We start from the raw sequence: 13145 nt of genomic DNA on the forward strand, positions 1-13145 counted from the left end.
TCCTCTCCGAATCATTTTTTGGTTGAGTCCCCGCCGCTGCGACCCTCCTCTGCCGGAGCAGCGGAAACGGACGGGAAATCCTGCTGGAATAGTTAAGCCCCTAACGACCCTCTCGGCGATAGAAAAATGCGCTGAACGGAATACTCTCATGAATCGGTTTCATGATTGTTGCTGGTCGGTATCGCCGCCGGCCTGATAGCCAAGCGATTCAGCCGCGCGTTTCCGCGGGTTGCAGGAAGACCACCCGGAAATCGCCACGCTCCACGTCCGCCAGCGTATGCTGGGTAAAATGCAGCAGGCCCCGATCGGGGTGGCGAAAACTTCGCGTTCCGCCCTCCCGCGCCAGCACCGTCTGCGCGTTCCACGACTCCCGGAACTCGGGGCTCTGTTCCTGCAGCCACTGGACCACGCCCTGCACGCGCGGATCTGCCAGGCCGTGGCTGTAGTCGCGCCGGAACTCCGCGAGCAAGCGCCCGGCACGGGCGTTCCAGTCGGGCAGAAGCGCGCGTGCGGCCGGGTGCGTGAAGACATAGCGCAGCAGGTTCGGCGCGGGATCGTCCTCGAACAGCCCCACGAACAGCTGCCGGGCGGCCGGATTCGCCGCGCAGAGCGTCCATGCCGGGTCGAGCGCATAGCATGGCCACGCGATCTCCCCCACCAGGGCGGCGATGGCCGGAGGAGCCGCCTGCCCTGCATCGGCAAAGGGATCGACCGGATCGTGCCGCCCGGCGAGAGAGAAAAGATAGTCGCGCTCCGCCGCCGACAGGCTCAGCCCGGAAGCCAGCCGCGCCAGTGTTTCGGCGGAGGGACGCACGTCGCGGCCCTGCTCGATCCAGGCCACCCAGGTGGTGCCGATGGCTGCGCGGGCCGCTAGCTCCTCTCGCCGCAGCCCGGGCGTGCGGCGGCGCCGGTCGTGTCCCTCGGGCGTCATGCTCTCGCGCCGCGTGCGGACGAAAGCGCCCAGCAGCCGTCTTTGCTCCTCGTTCCGCATGGTAGCCTTTATAACAGGATAACAATGTTCATTGTAACAGGCTATAGTTGCGCCGATCGGGGCTTCGCAAGGAGAAACCCATGACTGAAGACCAGACCAAACCCAGCCGGCATGCGCTGGTGGACCGCCAGTTCGGCGCCACGGCCGCCGCCTACGTCACCAGCAAGGTCCACGCCGCCGGCGCCGATCTCGACCGCATTGCCGAGCGGGCGCGAGAAGCGCGGCCCTCCCATGCGCTGGACCTCGGCGCAGGCGGCGGCCACGCCGGGTACGCCATGGCACCGCATGCCGGAAAAGTGACCGCCTGCGATCTGGCGCCGAGAATGCTGGAAGTGGTGTCCGCCGAAGCGGAGCGCCGCGGTCTCGCCAATATCGCCGTTCAGCCCGCCGCTGCCGAGGCGCTGCCTTTTGCCGACGGCACCTTCGACTTCCTCGCCTGCCGTTTCTCGACCCATCACTGGCGCGGCGCGGAAGCGGGCCTGCGCGAGGCGCGCCGCGTGCTCGCGCCGAACAGCCCGGCCATATTCATGGACGTGGTCGCACCGGCCGATCCGGCGGCGGACACGCATCTCCAGGCAGTCGAACTGCTGCGCGATCTCTCGCACGTTCGTGACTATTCCGCGGCGCAATGGCTGGCCATGCTGGGCGGCGCAGGCTTTGCCGTCACCCGGATGACGAGCGCGCGCCTGCGTATGGACTTCGCCGACTGGACCGGCCGCATGCAGACCCCGCCCGCCCAGGCCGCCGCCATCCGCGCGCTCCAGTTGGCCGCGAGCAGCGAGGTATCGGCGCACTTCGAGATCGAACCTGACGGTTCCTTCACCATCGACACGCTCCTGATCGAAGCGGTCTGAGCCGTCGAAGCCTCCGCGCGCGAACCGGTGTTCGCGCGCAGTTGCCAAGGCGCCCCGCATCGCCAATCCGTGGGGCCGCCAGCGCGAAGTCCGCGCCGCCGATACGCGGCAAGGCCGCAAGCGCGGATCACCAAGACCATTGCGATCCCCCGCCCCTGGGCCTACGCGAAACGGACAAACCTGCAGAGACGAATTATGACATTCCAGACATGGTGGCTTTACGCCTTCGCCGTTTTCCTACTTTCCGGCACGCCCGGACCGAACATGCTTCACGTCATGACGCGAAGCGTGGAATTCGGCTTCCGCCGCAGCATGGCGGCCATGGCGGGCTGCATGCTGGCCATCACACTGGTCCTGGCCGCCTCGGCCGCGGGCCTGACCGCCCTGCTCAAGGCGATCCCCGGTGCCTTCGAGGTGCTGCGCTACTTCGGCGTCGCCTACCTCGTCTATCTCGGCATCAAGTCCTGGCGTGCGAAAGTCTCTGCCGAAACCGTGGTCGACGAAGGGCTGACCCGCCGCAGTTCGCCCGCCGCACTGTTCCGCGGCGGCTTCACGATCGCGATCAGCAACCCCAAGCTGCTGCTGTTCGCGGCGGCCTTCTTCCCCCAGTTCATCAATCCCGCAGAGCCCAAGGCACCGCAGTTCGCCCTGCTCGTCGGTACGTTCGCGGTGATCGAAATGCTCTGGTACTGCACTTACGCGCTGGCAGGCGGATCGCTTTCCACCCACTTGCGCAAGCCTTCGGTGAAGCGGCTGTTCAACCGCGTCACCGGATCGATCTTCGTCGGCTTCGGAGCGGCGCTGCTTACTTCCCGCACGGCCTGAGGCCCAGCGCGCCGCCAGGCTTCAAGCTCGCCAAGCTTCAAGCGCGGCTGGCTTCAAGCGCGGCTGGCCGTGCCGGCATGGTGGCGCGCGGCCCGTTCCGCCAGCAGGAAAGCGCCGACAAGGCCCGAGGGCTCGCGGCAGGCGGGGCCGACGATCCGCTGCTCCATCGCCGCCATGTCGCGCGCGCCCTGCACATAGCCGCCCAGCAGTTCGGCGGTTCGCGCCCGGATCAACGGCAGCAGCCGCTCCTGCTTCATCACCCCGCCGCCCATGACGATGCGCTCCGGCGCCATCGTCAGGAACAGCGTCATGCAGAGCTGCGCAAGATAGTCGGCTTCCACCGCCCAGAAGGGATGATCGGCCGGCAGATCCGAAGCGGGAGAGCCCCATGCCGCGCTGACGGCGGGTCCGGCGGCAAGGCCTTCCAGGCAGTCGCCATGGAAGGGGCAGGTTCCGGCGAAATCCCCATGCGCGGGATGGCGGCGGACCAGGATATGGCCGGCCTCGGGATGGCCGATGCCGTGGACCGCCCTGCCCTCGCTGACCAGCCCGACGCCGATCCCGGTGCCGACCGTGACATAGGCAAGCTGGCGCAAGTCACCGCCCACCGCTTCGACTTCGGCCAATGCCGCGGCATTGACGTCAGTGTCGATGGCAAGCGGGACATCGCGGAATGCGCGGACGCGGGCGAGCAGGTCGGTCCCTTCCCAGCCCGGCTTGGGAGTCGCCAGGATCCTGCCGTAATCGGGCGAGGCCGGATCGACGCCCACGGGCCCGAAGCTGGCGATGCCGATCCCCGAAACCGGGCCCAGATCGGCGGCATCCTCGAAGAAGGCCGCCACTTCGGCGAAAGTGCTGTCGGGATCGCGCGTGGCAATCGTGGCCGTGCGGAGCGAGCCCGTTTCGGCGGCGCCCACGGCGCAGACGAACTTGGTGCCGCCGGCCTCTATCGCTCCATGGATCGTCATGCGCTGGATCATCCTGCAGTTTCGACACGGCCGGGAACAGCAATGTCCCGCGCCGCTTCATCTTCTCCATTTCGCCTGTGCCATTGCCGATGGGCAGGCTGCAACCGTCTTGACCGCCGATAGAGCTGCGCCCGCGGATCCGGCTGGACTCGCGGGCGCAGAAAGGAGCGTTGGAGACGTCAGGCGACGGAGGAGAGACGGAACTCCTGCCTGCGCGCGCCGGTATCGAAGCGGGCGGCCTGGTCGTTGAGCGATCCGGCCTCGGTGGTGAGATTGCGGGCGGCGGCGGAAGTTTCCTCCACCATCGCCGCGTTCTGCTGCGTCGAATGGTCCATCGTCGAGACCGCCACGCTGATCTGGGTGATCGCGGTGGACTGCGCCTGGTTGTCCTGCGCCATCTGGCCGAGCAGGGCATGGACCTCGCCCACGCCTTCCGAGATCGTCTCGAAGGCGCCATCGACGCGCTGGACGGCATCGACCGCGGTGCCGATGTCGGTCTGGGTGGCGGTCAGCTGCTCGCGGGCACGCTTGGCTTCCTCTTCCGAGCGCATGGCCAGCGCCGAGACGAGATCGGCCACGACCGCGAAGCCGCGCCCGGCATCGCCGGCCCGGCCCGCCTCGACAGCGGCATTCATGGCCAGCACGCGGGTCTGGAAGGCGATCTTGTCGACGCCCTCGATCACCGAATCGATGCCCTTGGCGCTCTGGCTGACGCGGTCCATCGCCGCCACCGCCTCACCGGCCACGGCGCGTCCGCCCGAGACCGTGGAGAGTGCCTCGTCGGCACGGCGCACCGTCCGGGTCGAGGCCGAAGCCGAAGCCTTGAGGCGCTGGTCGATCTGCACCAGCGCAGCGGACGTTTCCTCCAGGCTGGCGGCATTGGCCTCGGTGCGGCGGGCGAGATCCTCGGAAGCCTGCGCGATTTCCGCCGAGCCGGTCTGGATACCGCTGGCGCTGCCCGCGACCGCACCGATCATGCGGCGCAGTTCGGCCAGGGCGGCGTTGAAGTTGTCCTTCAGCGCGGCATAGCCGGCCGGGAAGGCTTCGGTGATGTCGCGCGTGAGGTCACCCTGGCGCAGTGCGTCGAGCCCGTCGCCCACGGCGCTGGTGACGATCTTCTGCTCCTCGGCCGAGCGGCGGTCGGCTTCCGCGCGGTCGGCCGCGGCCTGGCGGAACACGTCGGCGGCGCGGGCCATGGTGCCGATCTCATCCTCGCGGCCCAGTTCGGGGATCGCGCAATGCTCACCCTTGGCCAGGCGGTCCACCGCGCCCGAAAGCTTGGCCATCGGACGGCCGATGATGCCGCCAGCGGCATAGAACAGCGTGGCCAGCACCGCCGCGACAATCACCAGGCCGCCGATCACCAGCTGCCAGGCCATGCTGCGTGCAGGCGCGGCAATCGTCGCCTCGGGAACGTCAAGGACCAGCGCCCAGGTGGTGCCGAGGCCCTCCAGGACGACCGGCTGGATCACGCGGCGGGTGGCCACGCCGTCGACGTCGATATCGGACACGACTTGCACCTTGCCGCTGGTGAGCGCGGCCTTCACTTCGTCGAGGCCCGCGCCTTCGTAAGGCTTGCTGAGCTTGGAGGAATCGGGATTGGCGACCCAGGTTGCCGAGGCGGAAAGGAGCATGACCCGGCCCGTGCCGAACGGCTTGAGCTTGGACAGGCGCTCGGACACACCGCCGAGGTCCATGTCGACGCCGACGACCCCGATCACGCGCTCGCCCGAGCGGACCGGATAAGTGATCGACGTCATCAGCATCGTCGTGCCGTTCACGTCATAGGAATAGGGGTCGACGATGGCGCCTGCACCGCTTTCGAAGGACTTGCGGAAATAAGGCTTTTCATAAGCATCCGCCTCGTTGTTCGGAGACATCGTCAGCACGCCGGCAGCCTTGACCCAATAAGGGCTGAAGCTGCCATTGCTTCCCGATCCGGGCTGGCCGCCCTTGCCGGCGTCGCCGCCGTCCCACTGGTCCGGTGCGATCATGGCCCAGCTGCCCTGGGCGACCTTGGACTTGAGCAGGTCGGTCTTCAGCACGCTCACCGCCAGGCCGCGATCGCGCGTGCCGCGCGCGTGCATGTCACCCAAAGTCGAGGCCAGCGCGCGGGCCGTTCCGGCGAAAGTCGCGACTTCGGTCTCGACCCGATTGCCCTCGGCATCGGCCTGCGCCACGGCGGACTGGTCCGACAAGGCACCCACGGCCGAGCCGGTCTCCACCACCACGGCGGTGAAGCCCAGCAGCAGCAGCACGGCGATGGCCAGTCCGGCGACCGTCATCAGCTTGCCCGCTATATGCATGCGGTTGAAAACGTCTCTCATTTTCCAGCTCCAGGAGGTATCTTCAGAAGGCCGCGGTAAGCGAGAAGAGCGCGGCGGCATCGGCAGCGGAGGCGCTGCCCAGATCGGTGTCGACATAGGCAAGGCCCAGAGTGACGGGTCCGAGAGCCGCGTCGGCGCCCAGCGACCAGTCGTAATATCCGCCGGGTTTCGGGCTGATCGCGCCCTTGCTGCGGCCACCGTGCGCTCTCAGCGTCAGCGGCGTTCCGGGGATCGGCGCGGCGGTCTCTCCGAAGAGATAGAGGTGGTCGCCGCCAAGTGCCGACTGGTCCCAGCTATAGCCGGAACCGACCGTGGCACTGAGCGGGCCGAAATCGTGAGTGAGCCGGGCGGTCGTCTCGAAATACTCGATTTTCGCCGCGCCGCTCCCCGTCGCCGGGCGTTCGCCGCCGGGATAGCTGTAATAGGCCAGGGCGACGTCGAGCGTGGTGGCGGCAGCCACCGTCCCGGCCCAGCCGCCGTAGAAATCCACCTCGGTGGGGCCGTAGCGATCGCCCATGTCGAGCGACGAGGCCCAGGTTCCGAGGTAGACCCCGCTCTTGTGCGAGAGATTGATCGTCGCCTGGACCGCCGGATCCTTGCCGGTCAGCGAAATTCCGCGAAAGCGATAGTCGCTGATGATCGTGGCGGCACCCGAGACAGAAAAGTCGGGCGTATCGTCGGCGGCCTGGGCAGTGACGGGCAGGAAGAACAGCGCCAGGACCAACCCGGCGGAAGAAGCGAAATGCATGGAAGTCCTGTTATGGGACGATAGGGGGCAGTGGCATTATAGGACGCCATGCCCCCGGACGGCCGGGATGCGCGTCGCTCCCCGCCGATCCCGGCAACAGAAATTTACAAATGCTTCATTCGACTGGAAAAAATTCCGCGACCGGCCGGGCCGGGCGCGGCATCGCGGTTACGCCGGGGCCAGGTCTACCGGCCCATCGGCCTGCTCGATTGCGGCCCGTTCATCCGCTGCCGCCTCGCCCCGCGCAGACTGGCCGATGGACGCGGCCTCGAAAGGTGTCGTCTGGTAGATCTCGTTGATCCAGTTGCCGAAGAACAAGTGGCCATGGCTACGCCAGGCATTGATCGGCGGCAGCGAGGGATCGTCGTTCGGGTAGTAGTTTGCCGGGATCGGGCCGCCATCCCTGTTGTATTCGTTGGCCAGCGTGTCGCCGTCGTACTCCAGATGGTTGAACATCAGCAGCGCGCGGCGGGCCGGATCGTGGAGCAGGCAGAGCCCGCTGTCGTCGCTCTCCGCCAGCACCCGCAAATCGCCGCCCTCTGGCAGGTCGGCGCGGCGCACTTGCGTCCAGCGCGAGACCGGCACTGCAAATTCGTCCGAGATGCCGCGCAGGAACGGCGAGTTCGGCGCGCGGTTGCGATGGGGGAATACGCCGAAGGCCTTGGCGTCGAGCGCATGCTTGGGCACGCCGTGGAAGTGGTGGAGGAAGGCCTGCGCGGCCCAGCAGATCGTCAGGCAGCTATGGACGTGCGTACGCGTCCAGTCGAAGATGCGGCGCAGCTCCGGCCAGTAGCGCACTTCCTCGAAGGCCATGCGCTCCACCGGGGCGCCGGTGATGATGAAACCGTCGAACCGCTCGTGCTGGACATCGCACCAGGGGCGGTAGAACGCTTCGAGATGCTCGGCCGAGGTATTGCGGGCGACATGGTCGCTGATCCGCACCAGGGTCAGCTCGATCTGCAAGGGCGTGGCGCCCAGCAGGCGGGCGAGCTGCGTTTCCGTGCTGACCTTGTCGGGCATGAGGTTGAGCAGCCCGATCCGCAGCGGACGGATATCCTGCCGCACCGCATCGCTTTCGCGCATCACGGCCACGCCTTCGGCTTCCAGGATGGAGCGGGCGGGCAGATCGTCGGGAATCTTGATGGGCACTTGCGTCGGTCCTATTTCGGGGATGACGCTGGTGGCTTGATCCGTTGATTGCCGGGTCGGCCACATCCTCCCCAAGGGGAGTGCCACCTTGCCCGGATCGGCAGGTTGGCGTTGGGCGTCATCCCAACTCTTGATGCTGGGAAGCGTCATAAGCGCTTCGGCCCGATCTTGCAACGGCCTGTCCGAGAGGCGATGAATGGGCGCTTGGGCGATGCGACAGCCATCGGCCGGTCCAATTGACGAAAGCGTAAATCGAGCCTAGCGGCCGGAAAGCCCAGCGGAATTGCCTGATCGCGGAAAAATCGTCTTCGCTGCAGAGACCGCGATATGCTAAGGACCATCGAATGAGTTTGCCGGCTGCCGCCGTGGCGTTGTTGATGACGGGCCCGTCGGTGCCCGACGCTCCTGTTCACTTCGCCGTCGATACCGCGGCAGAGGCAGGTGATCTGCAAGCTGGCAACCCGGAAGCTGGCAGCCCGAAAGTTGGCGCCCTTCAGCTGGCGGCACTTCAGCCTGCCGATGCGACTACCCCGCCGGTCTCCGATCCTGCGGCCCCGGCAAATCCGGCCCCGGTAAATCCGGCCCCGACGGTTCCTGACGCGTCTGCGCCGGCCGCCTCTGCCACCCCGTCGGAAGCCGCTTCCGACGAGCCCGAATCGGTCATCGTCGTCACCGCGCCCGAACCGGCACCGCCGGGCGATCCGCTGCAGAAGCTGAACATCGAATCCTTCAAGGCGGTCCAGGCCGTCGACCAGGCCGTGCTGGAGCCGGTCGCCAAGGCGTACAACAAGGGCCTGCCGCGCCCCGTTCGCCAGGGGCTGCGCAATTTCTTCACCAACCTGAGCGAGCCGGTGGTCTTCGCCGCCTACCTGTTGCAGTTCAAGCCCGGCAAGGCGGCGGAGACCGCAGGCCGCTTCGCGATCAACACGACGCTGGGCGTGGCCGGCCTGGTGGACGTGGCCAAGAAGAAGCCGTTCAACCTGCCCTATCGCCCCAATGGGCTGGCCAATACGCTGGGCTATTACGGCGTCGGCCCCGGTCCGTTCTTCTATTTGCCGATCGTCGGCCCGACGACGCTGCGCGACATCATCGGCGATTCGGTCGACAGGCTGCTGGTGCCCGCCGTCGTCGGCAAGCCCTTCACCAATCCGGCGGTCGTGCTGCCGATGACCATCGTCGACCAACTGGGCGAGCGCGCAGCCTTCGACGAGCGGATCAACAAGATCCGCAAGGAAGACAAGCCTTACGCCGCCTACCGCGAACTCTACCTGAGGCAGCGCAAGGCGGAGATCGAGGCGCTCCACGGCCGGATCACGCCCGACGTGGTGCCGGTCTACGGCCCGAGCATGAAGACGGCCGACAATAAGGACGAGGCCAAGGCGAAGGAAGCTGAAGCGGAAGCCAAAGCCAAAGCCAAAGCCGAAGCGACGAAGGACGTGACGGAGCAAACACCGGCACCGGCACAGCCCGCCGTGCCCGCACCGCAGGGCAGTCCCCCCGCGGCCCCGGTCCAGCCGGCCCCTTCCGAGCCCGCTCCTGCCACCACCGCCGCTCCCGCCGCTCCCATGCCCACCCTCGAAACGGTACCCACGCCCTAAAGTACGGAGGCTCCTGCCGGAAACCGGCGGGGAGTGCAGCGCTTGGGGTGGCCTTCGGGCCACATCCCGGTTAGGCTGGCCGGTATCTGCAAAGGCATCGGGCCATGTCCGCCGCCTTTTCCCGCCCGCCATCCCGACGAGAACGCTCGACATCGATGCCCCTGCTCAAGCGCCCCCGTTCCGCCCTGCGCGCCTTCCTGCACAGTGAGGCGTCCGGCGGCATCCTGCTGATGGTCGCGGCAGCTTTGGCGCTGATCGTGGCCAACAGCCCGCTTGCCGACACCTATTTCCACACGCTGCACGTCATGATCGGGCCGATGTCTCTCGCCCACTGGATCAACGACGGACTGATGGCGCTGTTCTTCCTGCTCGTCGGCCTGGAGATCAAGCGCGAGTTCGTCGACGGACATTTGTCCACCTGGTCCGATCGCGCGCTGCCCGCGATCGCCGCGGCCGCCGGCATGATCTGCCCGGCGGCGATCTACCTCGCCATCGCCGGGTCTACGCCCGGACTCGCGCGCGGCTGGGCCATTCCCGCGGCTACCGACATCGCTTTCGCCATCGGCGTCATGGCGCTGCTCGGCAAGCGCGTGCCCGCCTCGCTCAAGCTGTTCCTGACGACGGTGGCCATCGTCGACGACATGGGCGCCGTCGCGGTGATCGCGCTGGCCTATACCAGCGAGATCAACGGCGCCGCCCTGCTGGCGGCCAGCGTCATCATGGGCGTCATGTTCGTGCTCAACCGCGTGGGCGTGAAGGCCTTGTGGCCCTACCTGATCCTGGCCGCGGCGCTCTGGCTGGCCGTGCTGCTGTCGGGCGTCCATGCGACCATCGCCGGCGTCCTGGCCGCAAGCCTGATTCCGATCCGCGCCACGCCCGGCGCGCCGGACAGCGAGGAATCGCCGCTGCACCGCCTCGAACACGGGCTTCACGGCTGGGTGGCTTATGCCATCGTGCCGCTGTTCGGTTTCGCCAATGCCGGGGTTTCGCTGGCGGGCCTGGGCATGGAGCATCTGATCGCGCCGCTTCCCATGGGCGTGGCAGGGGGCCTGTTCCTGGGCAAGCAGATCGGTGTGTTCCTGGCGCTCTGGCTCTGCGCCCGTCTCGGCATCGCCAAGCGGCCCAGCGGCGCCACCTGGATGCAGACTTACGGCATGTGCCTGCTCTGCGGCATCGGCTTCACCATGAGCCTCTTCGTGGGCGGGCTGGCCTTCAGCGATCCGATCCTCATCGACGAGGTCAAGATCGGCGTGCTGGGCGGCTCCATCGTGTCCGCCCTGGCCGGATTCGCCGTCCTGCGCCTCACGGCCTCGCGCCGGAAGGCTCCGGTCGAGGCGGCCTGAAAGGACTGAACATCCGGGCGCCGCAAGGCCGGACGGCCCGGGAACGAAGGAAGAGAAGGGACCGCGCATGGCAGAACAACGGGGACCGGTACTCGTCGCCACGGATCTCAGCCCGCGAAGCGACCGCGCGGTGGACCGGGCGCTCATGCTCGGCGGACAATGGCAGGTGGAGACGTGCGTGCTCCACGCCCTCCGCCCCGAGGAACGGGTGGCCGAAGAGGATGTGCGCCAGACGCTGCCGGCCGATCCCGGCAATGTCCGCATCCTCCTGCCCGCCGGTCCCGCCCCGGACACCATTGCCGACGTGGCGCAGGACCTTGCCCCCTCGCTCATCGTGACCGGCATCGCCCGGTTCAATCACCTCGGCGACTATTTCCTGGGCACGGCGGTAGACCATATCATCCGCAATGCCGCCGCTCCGGTGCTGGTGGTCAAGCAACGCGCCCGCACGCCGTACCGGCGCATGCTGGTGGCCGTCGACTTGTCGGTGGATGCCTTGCGGACCTTGCGCACTGCCGGCGAACTCTTCCCCCAGGTACCGATCGAGGTGGTTCACGCCTATCACGTACCGTTTCGCGGCTGGGTCGATTCCGACGGCATGCGCGAGGAACTGCGGCGCGAGGCAGGCGCCCGGCTCGACGAATTTCTCGCTAACGAAGCCCTGCCGGCGGCGCTTGCCGCCAGGATCACGCCGCGTCTGGAACTCGGCGCGCCCGACGAAGTGCTCGCCCGTGCCATAATGCAGTTCGCGCCCGATCTCGTGGTCGTGGGCAGCCGCGACCGGAGCGGACTGGCGCAGGCGACTTTCGGCAGCAACACTTCGGCGCTGCTGGGCTGGATTGCCGCCGATACGCTTGTCGTCAAAAAGACGCCCGAAGGCTGAAGCATGTTCCAATCGGGTGGAAACACCTGATGACCTGGAAGATCCGGCGAACCAGAAACCTGGCCCGCCTCAAAGCTCTCCGGCTGCGAAGCCCAGCACATCGAGCAAGGCAGCGCGCGCGGAGCGGCAACGGTGCCACAAGTCCGGCTCGCCAAGGTCCTCAGGAGCGATGCTTTCCGGCCATTCCCGCGCGATCACCGCCTCGATCCGGTCGCAGGCGCGCTCGTCCAGCAGGAACCGCGGATCGATGGCGGCATGGGCTTCCCGCGATACCGCCACGCGCAGGCGAAGGCAGGCCGGGCCGCCGCCGTTGCGCATGGATTCGCGCACGTCGACCACTTCCAGACGGCGAATGGGATTATCCGCCGCGACCACTTCCTCCAGCCATTCCCAGACAGCAGAGGCCTCCCGCGCTTCCTGCGGCAGGATCAGCGCCATGTCTCCGCCGGGCAGCGTCACCAGCTGCGAATTGAACAAGTAAGTGCGGATCGCGAGGTCGAGGCTTATCCGCGCGGCCGGTGCCTCGACGATGACCGCGCCCGGCACTCGCTGGCGCAGGACGCGGTAGACCAGATCGCGGTCGGCAAAGGCCTGTTCGTGAGTGAACAGCACGTTTTCATTGGCCACGGCGACCACGTCATTGTGGAAGGCTCCCGCCGCGATGGCGATCTCGCCTTGCGGGACGAGCGTATGATCGGCGGCGGCAAGGCCGTGGCGACGGGCGATGGCCGCGCTGGCCGCGCGGTGCTGGCGGGCGGGAAAGACCTGCCCTGCACTGCCCTGGACCGCACGCTCTCCGTAGACGAACACCTCCAGGCTCCGCTCCGCGTGGCTTTCGCCCAGACGCATGAAATTGGCGGCGCCTTCATCCCCCAGACCGGGCGGCAGGGCCGGATGAACCGCAAAGAAGCGCGCGTCGGCAAAGGCCAGCCGCAACTGGCGGAGGGTCTGGTCATGCTCGATGCCGCGGTGGAGCATGGTGGAGAGGTTGGCCACGCTCAGATGGCAGCGTCCGTCCGCCGTATCCGCCGCGGGCGAGACGGTGGCGGCATTGGCGGTCCACATCGATGAGGCCGAGAACGCATTGCGCAGCAGCGCCGGGTCCTGCTCCCAGGCGGCGCGCAGAACCGCATCGTCGCTGCCCGAAAAGCCCAGCTTGCGCAGCCAGTCCGCATCGGGCCGGTCCTGCGGCAGGAGCAGCCCCTGCGGCAGGCCCAGTGCCAGCATGCGCCGCATCTTGCCCAGCCCTTGCAGCGCGGCCATGCGCGGGGCCGACGTGGCGCCGGCATTGGAAGCGGAAGCGATGTTGCCCAGCGAAAGGCCCGCATAGTTGTGGCTGGGCCCGACCAGCCCGTCGAAATTGATCTCGCGCATCCCGCAGCTCCTTCCAGCCTTGGCAGCACCGTCGCACAAGGCGTCCGCGCGGCCAAGCGCGGCGATTTTCATGCATATTTGACAT

General features: G+C 67.5%; 11 protein-coding genes and 1 riboswitch. Of the genes, 5 read left to right on the forward strand and 6 right to left on the reverse strand.

Annotated features, from left to right (window positions below; genetic code table 11):
* Positions 1 to 208: 208 nt before the first annotated feature.
* Entirely contained in the window at positions 209 to 991 is a 783-nt protein-coding gene (locus tag AC1VV3_RS19710) for a helix-turn-helix transcriptional regulator (RefSeq protein WP_431567063.1), read from the reverse strand.
* 80 nt (positions 992 to 1071) lie between these two features.
* Here AC1VV3_RS19710 and AC1VV3_RS19715 point away from each other — a divergent pair, with 80 nt between their 5' ends.
* Together AC1VV3_RS19715 and AC1VV3_RS19720 are read left to right on the forward strand one after the other, a co-directional pair.
* Positions 1072 to 1845 (forward strand): class I SAM-dependent methyltransferase, encoded by a 774-nt coding sequence (locus tag AC1VV3_RS19715; protein WP_482962220.1) that lies wholly within the window; start codon positions 1072 to 1074, stop codon positions 1843 to 1845.
* Between the two features lie 195 nt (positions 1846 to 2040).
* Complete coding sequence (locus tag AC1VV3_RS19720) at positions 2041 to 2670, forward strand: LysE family translocator (RefSeq protein WP_132269285.1); 630 nt, start codon at positions 2041 to 2043, stop codon at positions 2668 to 2670.
* Between the two features lie 53 nt (positions 2671 to 2723).
* On the opposite strand, the gene AC1VV3_RS19725 is transcribed toward AC1VV3_RS19720, so the two are convergent.
* From AC1VV3_RS19725 to AC1VV3_RS19740, 4 genes are all read right to left on the reverse strand, one after another.
* Complete coding sequence (locus AC1VV3_RS19725) at positions 2724 to 3638, reverse strand: ROK family protein (protein ID WP_482962221.1); 915 nt, start codon at positions 3636 to 3638, stop codon at positions 2724 to 2726.
* A 179-nt stretch (positions 3639 to 3817) separates the two neighbouring features.
* Positions 3818 to 5965, reverse strand: coding sequence for a methyl-accepting chemotaxis protein (locus AC1VV3_RS19730; RefSeq protein WP_482962222.1), 2148 nt, complete (start codon positions 5963 to 5965; stop codon positions 3818 to 3820).
* A gap of 22 nt (positions 5966 to 5987) precedes the next feature.
* Complete coding sequence (locus tag AC1VV3_RS19735; protein WP_431567725.1) at positions 5988 to 6713, reverse strand: TorF family putative porin; 726 nt, start codon at positions 6711 to 6713, stop codon at positions 5988 to 5990.
* 168 nt (positions 6714 to 6881) lie between these two features.
* Positions 6882 to 7862: a homoserine O-succinyltransferase gene (locus AC1VV3_RS19740; RefSeq protein WP_482962223.1), complete on the reverse strand. Its 981-nt coding sequence runs from the start codon at positions 7860 to 7862 to the stop codon at positions 6882 to 6884.
* A gap of 34 nt (positions 7863 to 7896) precedes the next feature.
* Positions 7897 to 8004: riboswitch (SAM-I-IV-variant riboswitch) on the reverse strand.
* Between the two features lie 202 nt (positions 8005 to 8206).
* On the opposite strand from AC1VV3_RS19740, the gene AC1VV3_RS19745 reads away from it, so the two are divergent.
* The 3 genes from AC1VV3_RS19745 (at position 8207) to AC1VV3_RS19755 (ending at position 11686) form a co-directional block, all read left to right on the forward strand.
* Entirely contained in the window at positions 8207 to 9460 is a 1254-nt protein-coding gene (locus AC1VV3_RS19745; RefSeq protein ID WP_482962224.1) for an MlaA family lipoprotein, read from the forward strand.
* Between the two features lie 155 nt (positions 9461 to 9615).
* Positions 9616 to 10803 (forward strand): Na+/H+ antiporter NhaA, encoded by a 1188-nt coding sequence (nhaA, locus tag AC1VV3_RS19750; protein WP_482962225.1) that lies wholly within the window; start codon positions 9616 to 9618, stop codon positions 10801 to 10803.
* Between the two features lie 67 nt (positions 10804 to 10870).
* Positions 10871 to 11686, forward strand: a complete 816-nt coding sequence (locus AC1VV3_RS19755; protein ID WP_482962226.1) for a universal stress protein — start codon at positions 10871 to 10873, stop codon at positions 11684 to 11686.
* A gap of 69 nt (positions 11687 to 11755) precedes the next feature.
* Here AC1VV3_RS19755 and AC1VV3_RS19760 read toward each other — a convergent pair whose 3' ends face one another.
* Positions 11756 to 13060, reverse strand: a complete 1305-nt coding sequence (locus tag AC1VV3_RS19760) for an N-succinylarginine dihydrolase (RefSeq protein WP_482962227.1) — start codon at positions 13058 to 13060, stop codon at positions 11756 to 11758.
* Positions 13061 to 13145: the final 85 nt, after the last annotated feature.

The organism is Novosphingobium sp. BL-S-34, from assembly GCF_056857015.1.

Bases quoted from the DNA above. Each gene is read 5' to 3' on its own strand.
- nhaA (WP_482962225.1), top strand. From the start codon at position 9,616: ATGCCCCTGCTCAAGCGCCCCCGTTCCGCCCTGCGCGCCTTCCTGCAC.
- AC1VV3_RS19745 (WP_482962224.1), top strand. From the start codon at position 8,207: ATGAGTTTGCCGGCTGCCGCCGTGGCGTTGTTGATGACGGGCCCGTCG.
- AC1VV3_RS19720 (WP_132269285.1), top strand. From the start codon at position 2,041: ATGACATTCCAGACATGGTGGCTTTACGCCTTCGCCGTTTTCCTACTT.
- AC1VV3_RS19760 (WP_482962227.1), bottom strand. From the start codon at position 13,060: ATGCGCGAGATCAATTTCGACGGGCTGGTCGGGCCCAGCCACAACTAT.
- AC1VV3_RS19735 (WP_431567725.1), bottom strand. From the start codon at position 6,713: ATGCATTTCGCTTCTTCCGCCGGGTTGGTCCTGGCGCTGTTCTTCCTG.
- AC1VV3_RS19730 (WP_482962222.1), bottom strand. From the start codon at position 5,965: ATGAGAGACGTTTTCAACCGCATGCATATAGCGGGCAAGCTGATGACG.
- AC1VV3_RS19710 (WP_431567063.1), bottom strand. From the start codon at position 991: ATGCGGAACGAGGAGCAAAGACGGCTGCTGGGCGCTTTCGTCCGCACG.
- AC1VV3_RS19725 (WP_482962221.1), bottom strand. From the start codon at position 3,638: ATGACGATCCATGGAGCGATAGAGGCCGGCGGCACCAAGTTCGTCTGC.
- AC1VV3_RS19715 (WP_482962220.1), top strand. From the start codon at position 1,072: ATGACTGAAGACCAGACCAAACCCAGCCGGCATGCGCTGGTGGACCGC.
- AC1VV3_RS19755 (WP_482962226.1), top strand. From the start codon at position 10,871: ATGGCAGAACAACGGGGACCGGTACTCGTCGCCACGGATCTCAGCCCG.